This window comes from Streptomyces sp. NBC_00273, from assembly GCF_036178145.1.
Lineage (GTDB): Bacteria > Actinomycetota > Actinomycetes > Streptomycetales > Streptomycetaceae > Streptomyces.
This window is the reverse complement of sequence record NZ_CP108067.1, coordinates 4,513,069-4,534,579: the sequence shown is the minus strand read 5'-3', so window position 1 is coordinate 4,534,579 and position 21,511 is coordinate 4,513,069. Positions and strand designations below refer to the sequence as shown.

The following is a 21,511-nucleotide window of genomic DNA, read 5'->3' as shown; positions in this document are numbered from 1 at the left end:
CCCCGCCGCCACCCTGGCCGCAGCCGCCACCACCACCGGGCCCGGGTTCCTCTCCCCGACCGGCGTCGAGATCGCCTTCGTCCTCGTCGGACTCGCCACCCTCGGCGCGGCCCTCGTCACGGTCACCACCAAGCAGCTGGTGCACGCCGCCCTGTGGCTGGTCGTCGCGCTCGGCGGCATCGCCGTCGAGTACCTGCTGCTGACCGCAGAGTTCATCGCCTGGGTCCAGGTCCTCATCTACCTCGGTTCCGTGGTCGTCCTCCTCCTCTTCGGGCTGATGCTCACCAAGGCCCCCATCGGCCGCTCCCCGGACGCGGACTCCGGCAACCGCTGGATCGCGCTCGGCGTCGCCGTCGTCGCGGCCGTGTCCCTGGTCTGGGTGGTCGTCGACGCCTTCCGCACCACCTGGATCGACCTCGACGGACCGGCCCAGGGCTCCACCAAGGTCTCCGGCGAGATCCTCTTCCAACACTGGGTGCTGCCGTTCGAGGCGCTCTCCGTCCTCCTCCTCGCAGCCCTGATCGGCGCCATCGTGCTGTCCCGCAGGAACGAATCCACCGACGCCAGCGACACCAGCGACAAGGGGCAGCGCTGATGCACCTCGCCTACCCCGCCGTACTCGCGGCGCTCCTCTTCTGCACGGGCCTGTACGGCGTACTCGCCCGCCGCAACGCCATCCTGGTCCTGATGTCCGTCGAGCTGATGCTCAACGCCGTCAACCTCAACCTGGTGGCCTTCGACGTCTGGCTGCGCGACGCCCTGCACGCCGGCCAGGCCCTCACCCTCTTCACCATCGCCATCGCCGCCGCCGAGATCGGCATCGGCCTCGCGATCGTGCTGATGGTGTACCGCAACCGGGGCAGCTCCGACGTCGACCGGCTGCGCGACACCGCCGAGGGCCACGAGCCCGCCGCGAACAACCCGAGCGAGGTCACCGCGTGAGCACCACGACCCTCGCCGTCCTCGTCCCGCTGCTCCCCTTCCTGGGCGCGGTGGCGGGACTGCTGCTCGGCCGCAGCGCCCCCGGGTTCGTCCGGCCGCTCGCCATCCTGCCGACGCTCGGCGCCGCCGTACTGGCCGTACTCGTCGCCGTCCGCCAGGGCGGCGGCGAGACGATCAGCGCCGCGACCGAGCTGACCCCGACCGGCTCGGTGCCGATCGACCTCTCGCTCTACATCGACGGCTTCGCCGCACTGGTCGCCGTCCTGGTCGGGGTCGTCGCCACCTGCGTACAGCTGTACTCGACGGCGTACCTGCGTGAGGACCCGCGCTACCCGTCGTATGCCGCTCTCGTCTCACTGTTCACCTCCGCCATGCTGCTCGTCGTCTACTCCGGCGACCTGATGGTGCTGTTGGTCGGCTGGGAGGTCATGGGCATCTGCTCGTACTTCCTGGTCGGCCACTACTGGGAGACCGAAGCGGCCCGCTCCGCTTCCCTGAAGGCCTTCCTCGTCACCAAGCTCGGCGACGTCCCCTTCCTGATCGGTCTGTTCGCGCTCGCCGCCGATGCCGGTTCCTTCGAGATCCCGAAGATCCTCGGCACCGTCGCCGCGGGCGGACTCGACCACCCGACCCTGATCGGGCTGCTCCTGCTCGCCGGTGTCGCGGGCAAGTCCGCGCAGTTCCCCCTGCACACCTGGCTCCCCGACGCCATGGCGGGCCCCACCCCGGTCTCGGCGCTGATCCACGCCGCGACGATGGTCGCCGCCGGCGTCTACTTCATCGCCCGCCTCCTGCCCGTCTTCGCAGCCTCCGGGGCCACGCTGGTGGTCATGGCCGTGATGGCGGCGGTCACGATGGTCGGCTCCGGCCTGGCCGCCATCGCCCAGGACGACATCAAGCGGGTGCTCGCCTACTCCACGATCGGCCAGCTCGGCTACATGATCGGCGCCCTGGCTGTCGGTGACCGCGGCGCCGCCGTGTTCCACCTCCTGTCCCACGGCGCCTTCAAGGCGCTCCTCTTCCTCGGCGCCGGCGTGATCATCCACGCCGCCGGTACGAACTCCCTGGGCGTCATGTCCCGGATGGACGGCCTGGCCAAGCGCATCCCCGACGCCTTCTGGACGATGACGATCGCGCTGCTCGCGCTCGCCGCGGTCCCGCCCTTCGCCGGCTTCTTCTCCAAGGAAGCCGTCCTCGTCGCCGCCGAGCACACCGCGACCGGCCACTCGGAGTTCGTGCCCAGCGCCGCCGGCTGGCTGGTGCTCGTCGCCGGTCTGCTGACCGCCCTGCTCACCGCCGCCTACGCCACCCGGCTGTGGCTGATGGCCTTCCGGGGCCGGGGCGTCGCCGCCCCCGACCACGGCAAGGAGCCCCTCGCCATGACCGGCGTGCTGTGGCTGCTGGCGATCCCGTCGATCGGCTTCGGCCTCGCGGCCGGCCCCATCTCCGACTGGTTCGACGGCGGGGAACTCACCCCGACCCTGGTCACCTCGGTGCTCGGCACGGGCGCCGCGGCCATCGGCGCGATGCTCACCTACGCCCTCTGGCAGCGCGCCTCGGCGAAGGCCGTCCTCGCGACCGCCGCCGGCACGGGAGCCGGCGCCGCAGCCGGTACCGAAACCGCAGTGCCCGCCGCCGCCGTCGCTGTCGCCGCCGCCGAATCCGCCGCGGAAGCCCCCGAGGTGGCCGAGGTGACCCACGATCACCCCGCCGTCCCGACCGGCCCCGCCGCCGACCCCGGCAAGGCGTTCCTCGGCCCGCTACACCGCCACGCGGCCGTCGGCTTCCACCTCGACGCCGTCTACGACCGACTGTTCGTCCGGCCCGTCCGGGCCGCCGCGAGCCTCGTCCGCTTCCTCGACCGCGAGGTCGTGGACACGTACGTCCGCGGCGCGGGCACCGGCACCCAGCTGCTCGGCAGCCTCGTACGCCGTGCCCAGACCGGCAACGTGCAGAGCTACCTGAGCGCCCTGCTCGCCGGCGCCGTGGTCCTGGCGATCGCCACCGCCGTCCTCGCCAACGTCAACGTCGGATCGTGAGCCGTGAGTCAGCCGTGATTGATATCAGCCCGTCCGTGATGCAGTTCCTTCTGGCGTTCATCGTGGCCGCACCGCTCCTCGGCTCCGCCGCGGCGCTCCTGCCGGCCCCGCCCGGTCTCAAGGGCAAGAGCCCCGAACACGCCGTGCTCCGCCACGGCGTGACCGTGACCGGCGTGATCCTCGCCGCGGCCATCGCCCTCACCCTGGGCTTCGACCACGACGCCCCGTCCCGCATCCAGGCGACGACGGACATCAGCTGGATCCAGGCGCTGAACGTCCGGATCCACCTCGGCGTCGACGGCATTTCGCTCCCCCTCCTCCTGATGACCGCGCTGCTGTTCTTCCTCTGCGCGCTCTACAGCTACTTCAAGCTCCCCGCAGGCCCCTCCCCGAAGGCCTTCGTCGCACTGCTCCTGGTCCTGGAGTCCGGCACCCTCGCTACCTTCGCCGTCCTCGACCTGCTGCTCTTCTTCCTCGCCTTCGAGATGGTCCTCATCCCGATGTACTTCCTCATCGCCCGCTGGGGCGGTGCTCAGCGGCAGGCCGCCGCCTGGAAGTTCATCCTCTACACCCTCCTCGGCTCCGTCGTCATGCTGCTCGGTCTGCTCCTGATCGGACTGAACAGCGGCACTTTCGACATGGTGACACTGGCCTCTGACAACGGCCGCGAACTGTCCCACACCACCCAGCTCCTGGCCGTTCTCGCCATCGGCATCGGCCTCGCCGTGAAGACCCCGATGTGGCCCCTGCACAGCTGGCTGCCGGACGCCCACACCGCCGCGCCCACCGTCGGATCCGTCCTGCTGGCCGGCGTCCTGCTCAAGATGGGCACGTACGGGTTCGTCCGCATCCTGCTCCCCATCACCCCCGACGGCATGGCCACCTTCGCCCCCTACCTGGGCGCCTTCGCCGCCGTCGGCATCGTCTACGGATCGCTCGCCTGCCTCGCGCTGGCCCGCAAGGGGAACAAGGGCGACCTCAAGCGCCTCATCGCCTACTCCTCCGTCGGCCACATGGGCTTCGTCCTCCTCGGCATCGCGAGCATGACCCCCACCGGCGTCAACGGCGCGCTCTTCGCCAACATCGCCCACGGCCTGATCACCGGCCTCCTCTTCTTCCTGGTCGGCGCCCTCAAGGACCGCTACGGCACCGCCGACCTCGACACCCTCGCCGGAGCCACCGGCGCAGCCCTCTACGGCCGCGCCCCCCGCTTCGGCGCACTCCTCGCCTTCGCCGCCGTCGCCTCCCTCGGCCTGCCCGGCCTGGCCGGATTCTGGGGCGAGATGCTGGCCCTCTTCGGCGCCTTCGACCCCGCCGAGGGCCTCTCCCGCCCCGCGTTCCTCACCTACGTGGCCGTCGGCGCGTTCGGCACCCTGCTCACCGCCGCCTACCTCCTGATCGTCGTACGGCGCGTCTGCATGGGAGACCCGAAAGCCGGTCCCGAGCTCGCCGTCGCGGACGTCCAGCGCTACGAGTTCGCCGCCTGGACCCCGCTCGTCGCCCTCACCGTCCTCGCCGGCCTGTGGCCCGCGGTCCTCCTCGGCCTCACCGATCCGGCCGTCCAGAAGCTCCTCGCAGGAGGCAATTCATGACGGCCATGACGGCCCTGACGGTCCTCTCCGCCGAGGCCCCGAGCCTGGTCCAGTCCGTCGACTGGCTCGCCATCGCACCCGTGGTGATCACCGCCGCCGTCGGCCTGGTCGTCCTCGTCGCCGACCTCTTCCTGGCCGAACGCCACAAGCCGGTCCTCGGCTGGATCTCGGTCGCCGGCCTCGCCGCCGCGACGGCCACCCTGCTGCCCCTGCGCGCCGGTGACCGCGCCACCTTCTGCCTCACCGGCGACCCGGCGGCCTGCAGCTACGTCGCCGACCGCTTCACGCTCGTCATCCAGTTCCTGGTGCTGGCAGGCGCCCTGGTCACCGCCCTGGTCTCGGTCACCGCCGTCCACGACAGCCGCATGCCGGCCGGCGAGTACTGGTTCCTGCTGCTCTCCTCCGCCGCCGGCGCGGCCCTGCTGCCCGCCTCCCGCGACCTCGCCACCCTGATCGTCGCCCTCGAAGTCGCCTCGCTGCCCGCCTTCGCCCTCGTCGGCATGCGCCGCGGCGACCGGCTCTCCTCCGAGGCCGCCCTGAAGTTCTTCCTGTCCTCCGTCACCGCCACCGCCGTGTCGCTGATGGGCGTCAGCTTCGTCTACGCCGCCACCGGCTCCCTACACCTCACCCAGGTCGCCGGCCGCCTCGAAGACGTCCCCGGGCAGCTCGACACGCTCGCCATGGCCGGTGTCGCGCTCACCCTCGTCGGCTTCGCCTTCAAGACCGCGGCCGTCCCCTTCCACTTCTGGGTCCCCGACACCTACGTCGGCGCCCCCCTGCCCATCGCCGGCTACCTCTCGGTCATCGGCAAGGCCGTCGGCTTCACGGGCCTCATCCTCGTCACGGTGATCGCCTTCCCGGCGTACTCCGACATCTGGGGCCCGGCCCTGGCCGTCCTCGCCGCACTCACCATGACCCTGGGCAACACCGCCGCCCTGCGGCAGTCCCCGGACCGCCCGAACAGCGCCGTACGGCTGCTCGCCTGGTCCTCGGTCGGCCAGGCCGGATACCTGCTGGTCCCGATCGCCGCCGCCGCGTACTCCGGGCGCGACCAGATCGGCTCCACCGTCGCCTACGCCCTCATGTACGCCGCCGTGAACCTCGGCGCCTTCGCCGTGGCCGCCCTGGTCGCCCGTACCAAGCCGCTCCACCGGATCAGCGACTACCGGGGGCTCTACGCAGAGCGCCCGCTGGCCGCCCTCTGCCTGGGCTTCTTCCTGCTCTGCCTGGCGGGCCTGCCGCCGGGCATCATCGGGCTCTTCGCCAAGGTCACCGTCTTCCGGTCCGCGGTCGACGCGGGCCTGGGCTGGCTGGCCGTGGTCATGGCGATCAACGTCGTCATCGCCCTGTACTACTACCTGCGCTGGACGGCTCTCCTCTTCCGCACCCCCGAGGGCGCGCAGACCCGTACGCGCGCCCCCTGGCCGGTGGCTGCGGCCGTCGTCGTCACCGCGATCACGGCGGTCGTCGTCTCGGGCGCCCCGGAACTCATCCTGCGCGTCACCTCGGGCAGCCTCTTCGCGCAGTAACCGGCGCGCGCAACCCGTACGGAGTAACGCCCGCCCCGGCCCCGCCGCCCCCCGGAAAGGGGCGGCGGAGGGCGGCCGCCCCGCCACGCCCTGGGAACCTGACGCCCTCACCTCGCGTTGACCAGGAAGGGAGGGTCCACTGGACCGTAGACCCTCAAATCCATGACGGGCTCCCCTGCCGCACCACCTGGAGGGCGTACCGTGCACCGCCGGCACAACGGGCTCAAGACCGCCGTACTCCTCGGCGGGCTGTCCGCACTCATCATCCTCATCGGAAGCTTCTTCGGACGGGGCGGCCTGATCATCGCCGTCCTCGTCGCCCTCGGGACGAACGCCTACGCGTACTGGAACAGCGACAAACTGGCTCTACGCGCGATGCGCGCCCGCCCCGTGAGCGAGTTCGAGGCTCCCCAGCTCTACCGCATGGTGCGCGAGCTCTCCACGTCCGCGCGCCAGCCCATGCCACGCCTGTACATCTCACCCACCGAGGCCCCCAACGCCTTCGCCACCGGCCGCAACCCGCGCAACGCCGCGGTCTGCTGCACCGAGGGCATCCTGCACATCCTCGACGAACGCGAGCTGCGCGGGGTCATCGGCCACGAGCTCAGCCACGTCTACAACCGCGACATCCTGATCTCCTCGGTCGCCGGCGCCCTCGCCTCGGTGATCATGTTCCTGGTCAACTTCGCCTGGCTGATCCCGATCGGTCGGTCGAACGACGACGAGGGCCCCGGTCTCCTCGGCATGCTGCTGATCATGATCCTGGGCCCGCTGGCCGCCTCCGTGATCCAGCTGGCCATCAGCCGCTCGCGCGAGTACGAGGCCGACGCCTCCAGCGCCCAGCTCACAGGCGACCCGCTCGCCCTGGCCAGCGCCCTGCGCAAGCTCGACGCGGGCACCAAACAGCTCCCGCTGCCCCCGGAGCCCCGGCTGGAGGCGGCGAGCCACATGATGATCGCCAACCCGTTCCGTCCGGGTGCGGGCCTTTCTAAGATGTTCTCCACACACCCTCCGATGGCCGAGCGCATCGCCCGGCTCGAACAGATGGCAGGCCGCCGCCAATGAAGACAATCCTCAACATCATTTGGCTCATCCTCAGCGGCATCTGGCTGTTCCTGGGATACCTCCTCGCAGGCGTGCTGCTGTGCATCACCATCATCGGCATCCCGTTCGGCATCGCCGCCTTCCGCATTGCGGTCTACGCCCTCTGGCCCTTCGGCTACACCACGGTCGAGCGCCACGACGCGGGCGCCCCGTCCTGCATCGGCAACGTCCTGTGGCTGGTGCTGGCGGGCTGGTGGTTGGCCCTCGGCCACATCGTCACCGGCATCGCCCTCTGCATCACGATCATCGGCATCCCGTTCGGCATCGCCAACTTCAAGATGGTCCCGCTCTCCCTGCTGCCGCTGGGCCGCGAGATCGTTCCGACGGACGCGCCGTTCGCCTCCCGCTGACGCAGCGACCGGCGTCCCGGACGCCAGTACACACCCCGCCCGCAGGCCGACGAAACGGCCTGCGGGCGGAGTTATCCACAGGCCCGGGCGGATGTCGGTGGGGTGCGTCACCATGAACGCATGAACGAGACCGAGCAGTTGCTGGAGCAAGTCGCGGACCGCGTGCGCAACTCCGCACGCAGGTACGAGCGGAGTGGAGAGATCCTGCCGGTGCCGCTGGACACCGGGGAGATCACCCGCGCCGAAGCCATACTCGGCTTCGCCCTGCCGCCCCTGCTCGCCTCGCTCTACGCACGCGTCGGCGACGGCGGATTCGGCCCCGGCCAGGGGCTGCTGCCGCTGCGTCAGGCAGTGCTCGCGTACGGGGAACGGCGCTCCTGCGGATGGCGCTGGCCCGAAGGCGTACTGCCCGTGGCCGACTTCGGCTGCGGAATGGACGCCTGCGTGGACTGCCGGTCCGAGACCGCCGAGGTCCTCCTGTTCGACCCGAATCCGGGGGAGCCGGAGCTCGCCTGGTCCATCGACGCTCCGAGCCTGGCCGGCTGGCTGCACGGCTGGCTCGACGGCACCGCCTGGTTCTGCGAGGAGTCCGGCCTGGGAGAGGAGCACGACCTGGAGCTGGCGCCCTGGGACGCGTTCAGATCCCGGATCTGAGCCGCCACCGAACCACGTAGACCAGTACGCCCACCGCCAGCACCGCCGCCCCCCACAGCGCCGACGCGAGGGGCAGCGCACACGCCAACACCACACAGCCGGACAGCCCGACCACTGCCACGGCCCGACCCTTGACAGCTGAATCGAGAGTCCACGCGGAGACGTTCGCGATCGCGTAGTAGGCGAGCACTCCGAAGGAGGAGAAACCGATCGCGCCCCGCAGATCGGCGGTGGCCGCCAACACCGCCACGACCGCACCCACGGCCAGCTCCGCATGGTGCGGCACCTGGTGCCGAGGATGTACGGCCGCCAGCGCGCGCGGCAGATGGCCGTCCCGGGCCATTGCCAGAACGGTCCGCGAAACCCCGAGCACGAGCGCCAGCAACGAGCCCAGCGCGGCCAGGGCCGCACCCACCCGGACCACCGGGGCCAGTCCGGGCCGCCCGGCCGCCCGCACCGCGTCGGCGAGCGGGGCCGACGACTGCGCCAGCCCCTCCGCGCCGAGCACCGACAACGCCGCCACCGCCACCGCGGCGTACACCAGCAGCGCGATCCCCAGTGCGATCGGCACCGCCCGCGGGATCGTCCGTCCCGGATCCCGCACCTCCTCGCCCAGGGTGGTGATCCGGGCGTAGCCCGCGAAGGCGAAGAAGAGCAGACCCGCACCCTGCAACACCCCGAAGACGCCCCCGCCGGGTCCGCCCGGCCGCCCCGGGTCGGCCGCCCCGGAGGACAGGCACACCACGACCACCCCGGCCAGCACCGCCAGCACCACCGCCACGATCAGCCGGGCGATACGGGCCGACTTCTGCACTCCGCCGTAGCTCGCGGCGGTCAGCGCCACCACCGCCGCGACGGCCACGGCGTGCTGCCGCCCAGGCCACAGGTACGCCCCCACCGTGAGGGCCATCGCCGCGCAGGACGCGGTCTTGCCGATCACGAACCCCCAGCCCGCCAGATACCCCCAGAAGGGCCCGAGCCGCTCGCGCCCGTAGACGTACGTGCCGCCGGAGGCCGGGTACCGGGCGGCCAGCCGCGCCGAGGAGTGCGCGTTGCAGTAGGCCACGAGACCCGCCACGCCCAGTGCGGCGAGCAGGGCGCCCCCCGCCGCCCGCGCCGCGGGAGCCAGGGCGGCGAAGATACCGGCGCCCACCATCGCGCCGAGTCCGACGACGACGGCATCGGACACTCCCAGGGTGCGCTTCAACTCGTTCTGCACGGGCGGAGAGTAACCCCGCTAGATGACGCCCTCCCGGCCGGGCAGTGGCGTCCGTGCGCGCTCCCAGCCCTCCAGGGCGGTCAGACAGGCGTGGTCCAAGTGGCGCAGCCCGCTCAGATCCAGCCGCACCGGCTGCCCGTGCGGCAACGCGTCCAGGGCGTCGAGCAGCTTGGGAAGCCGCAAGAAGCTGGCGTTCCCCAGGACCTGCACGCACAGCTCCTCGTCCTCCCACACCTCCTCGATGTGCACGTGGGAGGTCTCCCAGGCCGCCTTGGCGACGGCGAGCCCCAGCCCGATCAGCACGCCTTCGAAGAGATTGGTGACCACGATCGCCGAGGCCGTGACCACCAGCACCACCGCCTCGCCCCGGTGCGTCCGCCACAAGGCGGCCACCGCCCTGGCCGGCAGCAGCTTCCAGCCCGCGTGCAGCAGCACCCCGGCCAGTGCGGCCAGCGGCACGATCTCCAGGAGCTGGGGAAAGGCCACGGCGAAGAGCAGCAGCCAGCCACCGTGCAGCACCCTGGCCGCACGGGTCCGCGCCCCGGCCTCCACGTTGGCGGCGCTGCGCACGATGACCGCCGTCATCGGCAGCGCGCCGAGCAGCCCGCACACGCTGTTGCCCACGCCCTGGGCGATGAGTTCCTTGTCGTACTCCGTCCTCGGCCCGTCGTGCATACGGTCCACGGCCGCGGCGCTGAACAGCGTTTCGGCGGAGGCGATCAGCGCCAGCGCGACCACGGTCCCGACCGCGCCGACCGAAGCGAGGACCTCGAAGTCACCCCAGCCGGGCGGGGACACGGCCGCCAGCACGCCCGTCACCCGCACCTTCTCGACGGGCAGCCGCAACAGGACGGCCGCGGCGGTCGCGGCAGCCACGCCGACGAGCGCCCCCGGCACGATCCGCAGCCGGGCGGGCACCCGGCGCCAGGCGACCATGGCGGCGATCGTCCCGACCCCGAGCAGTACGGCGGCCACGTCGGCCTGCGCCCCGAGCTCGTGCACCCCACGCAGCTTCGCCAGGGTCTGCCCCGGAGCCTCCACACCGCCCAGGGCGTACAACTGCCCGCAGATCAGTACCAGCCCGATCCCGGCCAGCATCCCGTGCACGACGGCCACGGAGATCGCCCGGAACCACCGCCCGAGCCGCAGCATCCCCATGCCCAGCTGCGCCACCCCGGCGGCCAGCACCAGCACCCCGAGCGCGGGAAGACCGTAGGCCTGCACCGCCTCGTAGACGAGGACGGTCAGACCGGCCGCGGGCCCGCTCACCTGGAGGGAGCTCCCGCGGAACCATCCGGTGACCAGCCCGCCGACCACCCCGGTGACGATCCCCAGCTCGGCCGGTACTCCAGAGGCGACCGCCACCCCGACGCACAGGGGTAGAGCGACCAGCGCGACGACCACGGACGCCCCGAAGTCATCACGAAACGTGCCGGCCCCAGGCATGCGAGAACCCCCTGCCACGCGGTGGTGTGATGCCATCCAGCGTGGCGGGCGCACTCATCGTGCCCCAAGTGCCCACAGGAGTCCTGGGTGGCGCGTGCGCCGCACACGCCCCGCACACACCCCCTTCGCAACCGCCGCGGCCCGGCGGTCGGTGAAGACCGCCGGGCCGGCGTGGGGCAGGTCGCGGAACAGGGTCAGCGGTAGTTCACGAACTGGATCGCGAAGTCCAGGTCCTTGCCCTTGAGCAGCGCCTGGACCTCCTGGAGGTCGTCACGGCTCTTGGAGCTGACGCGCAGCTCCTCGCCCTGGACCTGGGCCTTGACGCCCTTGGGACCCTCGTCCCGGATGATCTTCGCGACCTTCTTGGCGTTCTCCTGGGAGATGCCCTCCTCGATCGTGGCGAAGATCTTGTACTCCTTGCCGGACAGCTGCGGCTCCCCGGCGTCCAGCGCCTTCAGCGAGATGCCGCGCTTGACCAGCTTGGTCTCGAAGACGTCGAGGACGGCCTTCACGCGCTCCTCGGAGTTCGCCTCCATCAGGATCTTCTCGCCGGACCAGGCGATGGTGGCGCCGGTGCCCTTGAAGTCGTAGCGCTGCGAGAGCTCCTTGGCGGCCTGGTTGAGGGCGTTGTCGACCTCCTGCCGCTCGACCTTCGAGACGATGTCGAAACTGGAGTCGGCCATGTGCTGTGGCTCCTTGAAGTCGATTGTGATCACCCCGGAGGGCGCGGCCGGACATGCCCGGCCCGCTCGGCAAAGCCTAGCCACCGCACCCACCCCCGGCGCTGATCAATCCGGTGGTGAAGCACCCCCGGTCATCAGGTATCGTTTACGTCGTTGCCAGGGAGCGCCGCCGCGAGGCGGAGAAAATGGCAGCAAATCTTGGCGGTGTGCCCGAGTGGCCAAAGGGAGCAGACTGTAAATCTGCCGGCTCAGCCTACCCAGGTTCGAACCCTGGCGCCGCCACGCGAGTGGAACCCCCGTTCATCTGTGGAATCACAGTGAGCGGGGGTTCTTTCGTACCCGGCCGACCGCGGCACGGCTGCGGAGCGACCGAGGGTGGGGCCCCTCACGAATTGCTCCGGTCAGATGAACTTCTCACCTGACTGGGCCACAGCCCCGGCCCTGCCAGCGCCACGGCGAGGCCGCGGCCAGATCGGATGGGCGGCGCGTGACGCACGCACCCCTCCCATCGCATCCCGCGGCAGCCCTCGGCGCCGGCGGGTAAGGAAGCCATGAACCTGAACCATCAGTCGGCGACGATTCAACGGCCCCGGGGGCGCTCCCGGGTCCTGCTCGCCTCCATCGCCGCCGCTGCGGCCCTCACCGGCCAGTTGATCGCGCTGGCTCCGGCCGCATCCGCGGACGGGCCCAAGCCGACGGGCCACCAGAACGAGAAGTCCGTCGAGGGCAAGAAGCACGGGCTCTCGGAGCACGACAAGCACAAGAAGCACGGGCCCCAGGTCATTCACGGCCTGCGGCAGTTCACCTCGGACAACACCTTCACCCCGCCGCCGGGCGTCACCTCGGTGTTCGTCCAGGCATGGGGCGCCGGCGGTGGTGGCGGCGGTGGCGGCGGGTCCGCGCGCAGCAACGGTGGCGGTGGCAACCCCAACAACCCCAACAACACGAACAACCCGACCGGCGGAGTCGACGCAGCCGCAGACACGGACGCCGCCGCAGCCGCGCGGAACACCGGTGGCCACGGTGGTGGCGGCGGTGGTGGCGGCTTCACCTGGTGCGTCATCCCGGTCACCCCCCTGGCGGACTACGGCGTGGACGTCGGCACCGGAGGCGCCAACGGCCTCGGCGGAGCCCCGGGTGCCAACGGCACCGCCGGCACCGCGGGCACCACCACGTCGCTGACCGTGGCGTCGAGCAACACCGTGCTCCTCACCGCCACCGGCGGCGGGGGCGGCGGGGGCGGCGGCGCCGCGGACCGCGGTCCCGGCGAGCCCGGCACGCCCGGCCTGGGCGGCACCGGAACGTGCTCCTCGGGCGGCGTCAACCACAACGGTGACCCGGGCAACGCCGACGGCACCGGCGGCGGCACCGCGGACGGCATCGTCCAGCTCCCGGACGGCACGGCCGTGGGCGGCGACGGCGGCCGCGGCGGCGGCACCAACCGGGCCATCGGCAACTCCGGCTCCCGCGGCAAGGACGGCGGCGACGGCTACGTAGTCATCTACTGGTAGTCGCCCCTCCGCACGGCCGCACCACGCACCGACCGGAAGCCCGTCCCGCCCGCCACCACGGACGGGCGGGCTTCCCGCCGTCACCCGACGACGCACCGACCACGGCCGCAACGTCGGCGGCTCCTGTTCGTTCACCGGGGGTGAAATGGACATCTGACACGCGCGGGAAGGTCGGCGGCGGGGTGCTCATGGCCCTGCTCGGCGCAGGGATTCCGGCTCTGGTGGGAGCGGCCCTCCACACGGACGTGGGGGAGCCCTACCAGGAGACCCGGCTGTACTTCGGCACCCAACGGACCGACGGCCGCGACCCCGTCGAGGAACGCGAGTTCATGCGGTTCCTGGACCTGGAGATCACCCCCGCCTTCCCCGAGGGACTGACCCTCCACGACGGGTACGGCCAGTGGCGCGGTCAGGACGGCAAGACCGTCCGCGAGACCTCGTACGAGGTGGTCCTGCTCTACCCGGAGAAGGAAGCCGACGAGCGCAGCACGCGCATCGAGCGGATCCGGCAGGCGTACGAGGACCGGTACCAGCAGGACTCCGTCGGCCGGTCCGACGACAAGGTCAGCGCCGGGTTCTGAACCACCGGACCGCCGGGGCGGCGGACTGCCGGGGCGGCGGCCTCAGTTGCCCGCCACGTCCTTCACGGCCACCTCGACCGGCGTCGAACCGGAGACCAACTCCAGGGTCAGGCCCGCAGTCGCCGGGGTCTCGATCAGCTCGGCCAGCACCGCCGCCACGTCGTCGCGCGGGACGGCCCCGCGACCCGTCCGAGCCTCCAGACGGACCAGGCCCGTCCCGGCGTCGTCGATCAGCGAACCAGGGCGCAGGACGGTCCACTCCAGGCCCAGCCGGGTCCGTACGTGGTCATCGGCCTCGCCCTTGGCCCGCAGGTACGCGTCGAAGACCTCGTCGCCGCCGTGGTGCGCGTCCGCACCCATCGAAGAGACCATCAGGAAGCGCCGCACGCGAGCCCGTTCGGCGGCGTCGGCGAACAGCACCGCCGCGCCCCGGTCCACGGTGTCCTTCCGCTCGATTCCGCTGCCGGGGCCCGCACCGGCCGCGAACACCGCGACGTCCGCGCCCTGCAGAATCCCCGCCACGTGCTCCACCGAGGCCGATTCCAGATCGCAGAGCACCGGCTCGGCGCCCGCCTGCCTCAGGTCGTCGCCCTGTGCCGGATCGCGGACGATGCCCGCGACCTCGTACCCGCGCGCGGCGAGCAGGCGCTCCAGCCGCAGCGCGATCTGACCGTGTCCACCCGCGATGACGATGCGCATGACCCGACCGTACGACGAGCCGGGCGCCGACGCCCGCGAGCGGACGGCGAACCTCAGGGCCCCGCCTCCGTACGGCCCTGCCGGGGCAGGTCCAACGCCACCGCGACGGCGGAGTCGCAGTACTCCCGTACGGCACTCGTACGGGCTACGACCCGCCCGCGGTGGATCACGATCCGGCTGTAGGCGAGGGACAGCACGCCCGCGATCCGGTCCCCGCGCACGGCGAGCAGCTCCGCCGGGAAACCCGCCTCCACCCGGACCTCCGGCAGCCCCATGGCCTCGCGGGCGCAGCTGCTGACGGACTCGTAGGCCTCGCCCGCCCGGAGCCCTCCCTGGGAGGCCAGTAGGTACGCGGCCTCCAGCGGATCCCCGCGCCCGACGGGGTTCCCGGCGTCCCGCAGCGCCCCGCTGCCGGCCGCGACGCGCACACCGGCGGCCCGCAGCAGCCGGACGGGGGCGGTGCGCAGGCCGCGCCGTTCCAGGGCCGCACAGTCGCCCTGGGGCAGGCAGGTGACCCGTACGCCGGCCGCGGCCAGCTGGTCGGCGGCGCGGGCGGCCGCGTCCAGCGGGAGCCGGGACAGGCCGCCGCAAGGGCCGATGGTCACTCCGGGGCGCAGCCCGCCGGCCATCGCCGCGAGCCGGGCGAGGCGGCCCGGGTCGTCACCGTCGGTGTGCAGATCCACGGGGCAGCCGTGCTCGGCGGCGAGTTCCAGGACGGCTTCGAGGAAGCCCGTCGGGTCCGGGTCCAGGTCCGGGCAGCCGCCGATCACGGAGGCGCCCATCTTGACCGCGTCCCGCAGCATGGCCAGCCCGTCCGCGCCGGCCACCCCGGTCAGCAGTCGGGGGACGGCCACGGCGGTGAGGTCGGCGAGCCCGCGCAGGGAGCGGCGGGCCTGGAGCACGGCCTCCATGGGGCCGAGGCCGTGCACGTCGCCGATGCGGACGTGGGAGCGGACCGCGGTGGCGCCGTGGCCGAGCTGGAGCAGGGCGGATTCGGTGGCCCGGCGCTGGACCTCGTCGGGGGCGTAGGAGACGGGCCCCTCGGTGTCGGCGGTCAGCGCGGTGTCCCCGTGGGCGTGCGGCTCGGCGGGGGCGGGGAGCAGCAGGTAGCCGGTCAGGTCCACCCGAGCCGGCGTGGGGGAGGGGAGGCTGCCCGTGGTGCCGACGGCCTGGATCCGGCCGCCCCCGAGGCGGACGTCGACGGTGCGGCCGTCGGTGAGGCGAGCCCCCGTGAGCAGCAGGGTGGTGGCCTCGGCTGCGGCCGCGTTGCCGTTTCCGCCGCGGGGCGATTGGAACGGCTGCGGCGGCTGGCTGTCAGACATCGCGCTCCTGCGGTGGCTCGGGCGGTTCCTGGAGCCGTGGCCCGCGGCCCAAGATCACGCAGCGTGCTCAGAGCCTAGGGTGCGGCGCACCCCGCTTCGCGGAAGAGCGCAATAGTCGTACCGGTGTGGTGCCACGCGCCGGGGAGCCCGCGCGTGCGCCCCGACGGGCTCCGGGGCTCCGATCGGCGGGCGCCGGAGTGTGAGCCCGCCCACAATCCGCCTGAGATGTGGGGCGGAAGTGGTCGGTGGGTTGATCGAGAGCGGCTCGTGAACCCCCTCGGAGCCCTGTCCCCGCAAAGGATTTGGGCGATCGGCGGGCAACCGTGTAATGTCTTCATCGCTCGCCCCAATAGCTCAGTCGGTAGAGCGTCTCCATGGTAAGGAGAAGGTCTGCGGTTCGATTCCGCATTGGGGCTCTGGTGAGAGAGGTTCCCCACCCTCGGGTGGGGAGCTGATCACATCAAAGCGGCGTAGCTCAGTCGGTAGAGCAAGCGGCTCATAATCGCTGTGTCACCGGTTCAAGTCCGGTCGCCGCTACACACAGTAGCCGATTGCGGGGTCGGTCTCCCGATCGGCTACTCTTTTATGCGTTCATCCGTCCCATAGTCCGTCAAGGAGCACTCACGTGGCTGCCACCGACGTCCGCCCGAAGATCACGCTGGCCTGCGTGGAGTGCAAGGAGCGGAACTACATCACCAAGAAGAACCGGCGTAACAACCCGGACCGTCTTGAGATGAAGAAGCACTGCCCGCGCTGCAACTCGCACACCGCGCACCGCGAGACCCGCTGACCCTAGCGAAGTCTCGAATAACAGGCACCGTCATGAGGTCGTCCCCTTCATTGGGGGCGGCCTTGTGTCGTTTCCGTGCCCGTTCCTGTCTTTCTCTTGCGTCATTCGTGTCCCTTCAACAGGAGGTAGTGAGTCATGGCTCTCGACCAGTCCTTCGTGGGGCGGAGCTACCCGCCCACCGATCCGTACGAGGTCGGCCGGGAGAAGATCCGCGAATTCGCGGCTGCGGTGGGTGACACCAATCCCGTCTACAACGATCCCGAAGCCGCGAAGTCGTACGGCTACCCCGATGTGATCGCTCCGCCGACTTTTGTGTTTGCGATCACTTTCAAGGCCGCCGGCCAGGTCGTCGAGGACCCGCAGCTGGGACTGGACTACAGCCGCGTCGTGCACGGTGACCAGAAGTTCGCGTACTCCCGCCCGGTGCGAGCCGGCGACCGACTCTCGGTGACGTCCACGATCGAGGCCGTGAAGTCGATGGCGGGCAACGACATCATCGACATCCGCGGCGAGGTCTACGACGAGACCGGCGAGCACGTGGTGACGGCGTGGACGAAGCTCGTCTCCCGCGCCCCCGAGGAGGCCTGACATGGCAGCGCAGATCCAGTACGCCGACGTCGAGGTCGGCACCGAGCTGCCGGCGGCGTCCTTCCCCGTGACGCGCGCCACGCTGGTCCAGTACGCGGGCGCCTCGGGTGACTTCAACCCGATCCACTGGAACGAGAAGTTCGCCAAGGAGGTCGGACTGCCGGACGTGATCGCGCACGGCATGTTCACCATGGCCGAGGCGGTCCGCGTGGTCACCGACTGGGTCGGCGACCCGGGCGCGGTGGTCGAGTACGGCGTGCGCTTCACCCGGCCGGTCGTGGTCCCCAACGACGACCGGGGCGGGCTGATCGAGGTCACCGCCAAGGTCGCCGCGAAGCTGGACGACAACCGGGTCCGGGTCGACCTGACGGCGATGAGCGAGGGCCAGAAGGTCCTGGGCATGTCCCGCGCGGTGGTCGAACTGGCCTGAGCCGACGGCGCGGAGCGAGCGGGGCGGGGGCACCAGAACGGCGCCTCCGCCCTTTTCGCGGGGCGGTGGCCCGCTCGCCCGGGGCCGGCCCGACACGGAGACGATCGGACTGACGGGAAACCCCACACCCATCCCTGATGCCGGCCGCCGGGCTCCCGCCCCCCGAAGCCCCCGCCGCATCTCACCGCCCCCGCCCGGCCGGCTCCCGCCGCCCCCGAAGCCCCCGCCGCGCCGCGCCGCCCCCGCCGCGCCCCCCGCCCCCGCCCCCGCCCCCGACCGCCCCGACTCTTGACTTAGTTAGTGATTGAGTACTAACTTTGCCTCATGGTCAGGATGAGCGCAGATGAGCGGCGGGAGAGCATCATTCGTGCTGCGGTGCACGAGTTCGCTCGCGGGGGTTACTACGGGACCTCCACCGAGGCGATCGCCAAGCGGGTGGGCGTCTCGCAGCCGTACCTCTTCCGGCTCTTCCCCGGCAAGCAGGCGATCTTCCTGGCGGCTGCCGAGCGCTGCCTGATGGAGACGCGCGACCTCTTCGCCGCCGCCGCCGAAGGGCTGCAGGGGGAGGAGGCCACGCAAGCGATGGCGAACGCCTACACCCGGCTGATCGCCGAGGATCCCGACAAGCTCCAGATGCAGCTCCAGATGTACGTCAGCGTCGCCGCCGCCGAGGCGGCCGGGGACCATGAGCTCGGCGAGCTCGTGCGCAAGGGTTGGATGGAGCTCTGGGACACGGCCCTCGTGCCCTTCGGTGGGGACGTCGGTGAGGCCACGACCTTCATGGCGTACGGAATGCTGATCAACACCCTCGCCGCCATGGGCTTCCCGCCCGGGCACCGGGTCTGGGAGGGGCTCTACCCCTCGGCGGGTGCCGAGGGTCGTCTGGAGAAGTGACGGCGCGCGAGATCGGCTCGCGCGCATTTTCATGGTCGTCAAAGTTAGTCAGCAATAACTAACAAAAGTAGGGGGAAATCGTGCCCACGCAAGACACCAAGCTCCGCGCGCCCGCCATCTGGGCGCTCGTCCTCACCGGCGTGGCCAGCTTCATGGCCGCACTCGACAACCTGGTCGTCACCACCGCCCTCCCCGCCATCCGCGAAGACCTCGGCGGCAAGCTGGAGGACCTGGAGTGGACGGTGAACGCGTACACGCTCACCTTCGCCGTCCTCCTGTTGTTCGGTGCCGCCCTCGGCGACCGTTTCGGCCGCCGCCGGCTGTTCATCGTCGGCCTCACGGTCTTCACCGGCGCCTCCGCCGCAGCCGCTCTCTCGACCGGCATCGACGCGCTCATCGCCGCCCGCGCCGTGCAGGGCGTCGGCGCGGCGATCATGATGCCGCTCACTCTCACCCTGCTCACCGCCGCCGTTCCCGCCGCCCGCCGCGGCATGGCCCTCGGGATCTACGGCGCCGTCACCGGCCTCGCCGTCGCCAGTGGCCCCCTCATCGGCGGCAGCCTCACCGAGCACATCTCCTGGCAGTGGATCTTCTGGCTCAACGTGCCGATAGGCCTGGCCCTGATCCCGCTCGCCCGCCTGCGCCTCGCCGAGTCCACCGCCCCCGGCGCGCGCCTCGACATCCCGGGCACCCTGCTCATCAGCGGCGGCCTCTTCGGCATCGTCTACGCCCTGGTCAACGCCAACTCCGAGGGTTGGACCAGCGCCCCCGTCCTGACCGGCCTGATCGTCGGCTCCGCGCTCGTCGGCGGCTTCATCCACCACGGCTTCAACAACGCCAACCCCATGCTTCCCATGCGGCTCTTCCGTGACCGCGGCTTCCTCGGGATCAACCTGGCCAGCCTGCTCATGTTCCTCGGCATGTTCGGCTCGATCTTCCTGCTCAGCCAGTTCCTCCAGGGCGTCGCCGGCTACTCGCCCACCGAGGCCGGCCTGCGCATGCTCCCCTGGACCGGAATGCCGATGATCATCGCTCCGCTGGCCGGGATCCTCTCCGACCGCATCGGCGGCCGCCCCGTGGTCGCCGCCGGGCTCGCCTTCCAGGCCCTCGGTCTGGGCTGGTTCGCGGCCATCCTGAGCGCGGACGTCTCGTACGCGGCCCAGCTCCCGCCGCTGATCCTCAGCGGGATCGGCATGGCCCTCTACTTCGCCCCCGCGGCCAACGTCCTGATGTCCACCGTCGCCCCGGCCGACCAGGGCAAGGCTTCCGGCACCAACAACGCGCTGCGCGAGGTCGGCGGAGCCCTCGGCGTCGCGATCCTGGCCTCGGTCTTCTCCGCCCAGGGCGGCTACGAGTCCCCGCAGGCCTTCACCGACGGAACCGTCCCCGCCCTGTGGATCGGCGCCGGCGCGGTCGCCCTCGCCGCCGCCCTGGCCCTGCTGGTGCCCCGTAAGGCCACGGCCGCCCAGGCTCCCGCGGGCCGGACCACCACCGTCCCGGACAAGGTCCCGGCCGCCGGCTGACCCCACCCGCACACGACCCTGACCACACACGACCCCGACCGTTCCGACGGACAAGGAGCGCCGCCCGCCATGCCCGACATCCCCTGGTCCACGCCCACCCAGGCCGCCCCCGGCGCCGAGGTCTACGTCATGGCCTCCCGCTTCGAGACCGCCACGCTCGCCGGCGCCGTCAAGTTCTTCCTCAAGGCGCCCGGCATCATCCTCCAGATCCGCAAGGCCCCCGGTGCCCACGGCGTCGCCCTGCGCGCCCGCGTCTTCAGCCGTACCTTCCTGACCCTCTCCGCATGGGAGGACCGGGACGCGCTCTACCGCTTCGCCCGCAGCGAGCCCCACCGCTCCAGCTCCCGCGCCGCCAGCGCGTACATGAAGGGATCGGCCTTCACCTACTGGACCGTGCGGGCCGACGAGCTCCCCCTGACTTGGGCCGAGGCCGAACGCCGCCTCGCCGAGCAGAAGACGGACTACTGACGCCGCCGGCAGGGGGGACGAACGAGTACGGTCCGTGGCCCCGCAGGGATGCGAGGGGCACGGACCGTACTCTTGTCCACGTGCAGGAACTCCACGATGCCCCCCTCGCCCCGCTGACCACCTTCCGTCTCGGTGGTCCCGCCGCCCGCCTGGTCACCGCGACCACCGACGCCGAGGTCGTCGCCACCGTGCGCGCCGCGGACGAGAGCGGAACCCCGCTCCTGGTCATCGGTGGCGGTAGCAACCTGGTCATCGGTGACCGGGGCTTCGACGGCACCGCCCTGCGCATCGCGACCACCGGCTTCCACCTGGACGGGACGCGGCTGGAGCTCGCCGCCGGCGAGAACTGGAGCGACGCCGTCGCCCGCACCGTCGACGCCGGCCTCGCCGGCATCGAGTGCCTCGCGGGAGTCCCCGGCTCGGCCGGTGCCACCCCGATCCAGAACGTCGGTGCGTACGGCCAGGAAGTCTGCGACACCATCACCGAGGTCGTCGCCTACGACCGCGCCACCGGAGAAACGGTCACCCTGAGCGCCACCGAGTGCGCCTTCCGGTACCGCAACAGCACCTTCAAGGACCAGCCCGACCGCTACGTCGTCCTGCGCGTGCGCTTCGCCCTGGAGGACGCCGGCGGCCTGTCCGCGCCGATCAAGTACCCCGAGACCGCCCGCGCCCTCGGCGTCGAGGCCGGCGACCGGGTCCCCGCCGCCACCGCCCGCGAGACGGTGCTGCGGCTGCGCGCCGGCAAGGGCATGGTCCTCGACCCCGCCGACCACGACACCTGGTCGGCCGGGTCCTTCTTCCACAACCCGATCCTGACCGACGAGGCCTACGCCACCTTCCTCGCCCGCGCCCAGGACCGCCTCGGCCCCGACACCGCCCCGCCCGCGTACCCCGCCGGCGACGGCCGTACGAAGACCAGCGCGGCCTGGCTGATCGACAAGGCCGGTTTCACCAAGGGCTACGGCACCGGCCCGGCGCGCATCTCCACCAAGCACACCCTCGCCCTCACCAACCGCGGCGAGGCCACCACCGAGGACCTCCTCACCCTGGCCCGCGAGGTCGTCGCGGGCGTCCACGCGGCCTTCGGCGTCACCCTGGTCAACGAGCCGGTGACGGTCGGCGTCAGCATCTGAGGAGCCCCGGC

22 protein-coding genes and 3 tRNA genes are annotated in these 21,511 nt (G+C 71.6%); 20 read left to right on the top strand and 5 right to left on the bottom strand.

Annotation, left to right across the window (positions count from 1 at the left end):
* The first annotated feature begins 13 nt into the window (after window positions 1-13).
* The 8 genes from OG386_RS19520 (at window position 14) to OG386_RS19485 (ending at window position 8,210) form a co-directional block, all read left to right on the top strand.
* Window positions 14-595 (top strand): NADH-quinone oxidoreductase subunit J family protein, encoded by a 582-nt coding sequence (locus OG386_RS19520; RefSeq protein WP_384828651.1) that lies wholly within the window; start codon window positions 14-16, stop codon window positions 593-595.
* Window positions 595-942, top strand: coding sequence for an NADH-quinone oxidoreductase subunit NuoK (gene nuoK / locus OG386_RS19515; RefSeq protein WP_328789212.1), 348 nt, complete (start codon window positions 595-597; stop codon window positions 940-942). Before OG386_RS19520 ends, nuoK begins: the two co-directional genes overlap by 1 nt.
* Window positions 939-2,981, top strand: coding sequence for an NADH-quinone oxidoreductase subunit 5 family protein (locus OG386_RS19510; protein ID WP_328789211.1), 2,043 nt, complete (start codon window positions 939-941; stop codon window positions 2,979-2,981). Before nuoK ends, OG386_RS19510 begins: the two co-directional genes overlap by 4 nt.
* Window positions 2,982-3,019: 38 nt before the next feature.
* Window positions 3,020-4,573, top strand: a complete 1,554-nt coding sequence (locus OG386_RS19505) for a complex I subunit 4 family protein (protein ID WP_328793293.1) — start codon at window positions 3,020-3,022, stop codon at window positions 4,571-4,573.
* Window positions 4,570-6,102, top strand: a complete 1,533-nt coding sequence (locus OG386_RS19500; RefSeq protein ID WP_328789210.1) for an NADH-quinone oxidoreductase subunit N — start codon at window positions 4,570-4,572, stop codon at window positions 6,100-6,102. The genes OG386_RS19505 and OG386_RS19500 overlap by 4 nt, the downstream gene beginning before the upstream one ends.
* 201 nt (window positions 6,103-6,303) lie before the next feature.
* Window positions 6,304-7,167, top strand: a complete 864-nt coding sequence (htpX, locus tag OG386_RS19495) for a zinc metalloprotease HtpX (protein ID WP_328793292.1) — start codon at window positions 6,304-6,306, stop codon at window positions 7,165-7,167.
* On the top strand, window positions 7,164-7,556 hold the full coding sequence (locus OG386_RS19490) for a YccF domain-containing protein (protein WP_030009012.1): 393 nt from the start codon (window positions 7,164-7,166) through the stop codon (window positions 7,554-7,556). The genes htpX and OG386_RS19490 overlap by 4 nt, the downstream gene beginning before the upstream one ends.
* Before the next feature lie 120 nt (window positions 7,557-7,676).
* A complete protein-coding gene (locus OG386_RS19485; protein WP_328789209.1) occupies window positions 7,677-8,210 on the top strand; it encodes an SMI1/KNR4 family protein in 534 nt (177 codons plus the stop codon).
* Here the strand turns inward: OG386_RS19485 and OG386_RS19480 are convergent.
* From OG386_RS19480 to OG386_RS19470, 3 genes are all read right to left on the bottom strand, one after another.
* Window positions 8,194-9,429, bottom strand: coding sequence for an APC family permease (locus OG386_RS19480; protein ID WP_328789208.1), 1,236 nt, complete (start codon window positions 9,427-9,429; stop codon window positions 8,194-8,196). The genes OG386_RS19485 and OG386_RS19480 overlap by 17 nt on opposite strands.
* 18 nt (window positions 9,430-9,447) lie before the next feature.
* Window positions 9,448-10,875 (bottom strand): SulP family inorganic anion transporter, encoded by a 1,428-nt coding sequence (locus OG386_RS19475; protein WP_328789206.1) that lies wholly within the window; start codon window positions 10,873-10,875, stop codon window positions 9,448-9,450.
* A 194-nt stretch (window positions 10,876-11,069) separates the two neighbouring features.
* Complete coding sequence (locus tag OG386_RS19470) at window positions 11,070-11,558, bottom strand: YajQ family cyclic di-GMP-binding protein (RefSeq protein ID WP_030009008.1); 489 nt, start codon at window positions 11,556-11,558, stop codon at window positions 11,070-11,072.
* Between the two features lie 200 nt (window positions 11,559-11,758).
* Between OG386_RS19470 and OG386_RS19465 the strand changes: the two genes are divergently transcribed.
* The 3 genes from OG386_RS19465 (at window position 11,759) to OG386_RS19455 (ending at window position 13,650) form a co-directional block, all read left to right on the top strand.
* A tRNA-Tyr gene (locus OG386_RS19465) sits at window positions 11,759-11,840 on the top strand.
* Window positions 11,841-12,109: 269 nt separating this feature from the next.
* Window positions 12,110-13,069 carry a hypothetical protein gene (locus tag OG386_RS19460; RefSeq protein WP_328789205.1) on the top strand — a complete coding sequence of 320 codons (960 nt, stop codon included), beginning with the start codon at window positions 12,110-12,112 and terminating at the stop codon, window positions 13,067-13,069.
* Between the two features lie 140 nt (window positions 13,070-13,209).
* Window positions 13,210-13,650, top strand: a complete 441-nt coding sequence (locus OG386_RS19455) for a DUF3574 domain-containing protein (RefSeq protein ID WP_266603846.1) — start codon at window positions 13,210-13,212, stop codon at window positions 13,648-13,650.
* Window positions 13,651-13,692: 42 nt separating this feature from the next.
* Here the strand turns inward: OG386_RS19455 and OG386_RS19450 are convergent, their stop codons facing one another.
* Together OG386_RS19450 and OG386_RS19445 are read right to left on the bottom strand one after the other, a co-directional pair.
* Window positions 13,693-14,349 carry an SDR family oxidoreductase gene (locus OG386_RS19450; RefSeq protein WP_328789204.1) on the bottom strand — a complete coding sequence of 219 codons (657 nt, stop codon included), beginning with the start codon at window positions 14,347-14,349 and terminating at the stop codon, window positions 13,693-13,695.
* Window positions 14,350-14,402: 53 nt separating this feature from the next.
* Window positions 14,403-15,671 (bottom strand): amidohydrolase family protein, encoded by a 1,269-nt coding sequence (locus OG386_RS19445; RefSeq protein WP_327383782.1) that lies wholly within the window; start codon window positions 15,669-15,671, stop codon window positions 14,403-14,405.
* Between the two features lie 343 nt (window positions 15,672-16,014).
* Here OG386_RS19445 and OG386_RS19440 point away from each other — a divergent pair.
* The 9 genes from OG386_RS19440 to OG386_RS19400 all read left to right on the top strand — a co-directional run bounded on the left by OG386_RS19440 (window position 16,015) and on the right by OG386_RS19400 (window position 21,500).
* Window positions 16,015-16,087, top strand: a tRNA-Thr gene (locus OG386_RS19440).
* Between the two features lie 48 nt (window positions 16,088-16,135).
* A tRNA-Met gene (locus tag OG386_RS19435) sits at window positions 16,136-16,208 on the top strand.
* Between the two features lie 88 nt (window positions 16,209-16,296).
* Window positions 16,297-16,461, top strand: coding sequence for a 50S ribosomal protein L33 (rpmG, locus tag OG386_RS19430; protein ID WP_003956487.1), 165 nt, complete (start codon window positions 16,297-16,299; stop codon window positions 16,459-16,461).
* 135 nt (window positions 16,462-16,596) lie between these two features.
* Window positions 16,597-17,049 (top strand): MaoC family dehydratase N-terminal domain-containing protein, encoded by a 453-nt coding sequence (locus OG386_RS19425; protein ID WP_328789203.1) that lies wholly within the window; start codon window positions 16,597-16,599, stop codon window positions 17,047-17,049.
* Window position 17,050: 1 nt separating this feature from the next.
* The gene (locus tag OG386_RS19420) at window positions 17,051-17,479 is read left to right on the top strand and encodes a MaoC family dehydratase (RefSeq protein ID WP_328789202.1); all 429 of its coding nucleotides are present in this window, start codon (window positions 17,051-17,053) and stop codon (window positions 17,477-17,479) included.
* A 324-nt stretch (window positions 17,480-17,803) separates the two neighbouring features.
* Complete coding sequence (locus OG386_RS19415; RefSeq protein WP_328789201.1) at window positions 17,804-18,373, top strand: TetR/AcrR family transcriptional regulator; 570 nt, start codon at window positions 17,804-17,806, stop codon at window positions 18,371-18,373.
* Window positions 18,374-18,453: 80 nt separating this feature from the next.
* Complete coding sequence (locus tag OG386_RS19410) at window positions 18,454-19,896, top strand: DHA2 family efflux MFS transporter permease subunit (RefSeq protein WP_328789200.1); 1,443 nt, start codon at window positions 18,454-18,456, stop codon at window positions 19,894-19,896.
* A gap of 69 nt (window positions 19,897-19,965) precedes the next feature.
* The gene (locus OG386_RS19405) at window positions 19,966-20,364 is read left to right on the top strand and encodes a DUF3291 domain-containing protein (protein ID WP_328789199.1); all 399 of its coding nucleotides are present in this window, start codon (window positions 19,966-19,968) and stop codon (window positions 20,362-20,364) included.
* Window positions 20,361-21,500, top strand: a complete 1,140-nt coding sequence (locus tag OG386_RS19400) for a UDP-N-acetylmuramate dehydrogenase (protein WP_328793291.1) — start codon at window positions 20,361-20,363, stop codon at window positions 21,498-21,500. The genes OG386_RS19405 and OG386_RS19400 overlap by 4 nt, the downstream gene beginning before the upstream one ends.
* Window positions 21,501-21,511 lie beyond the last annotated feature (11 nt).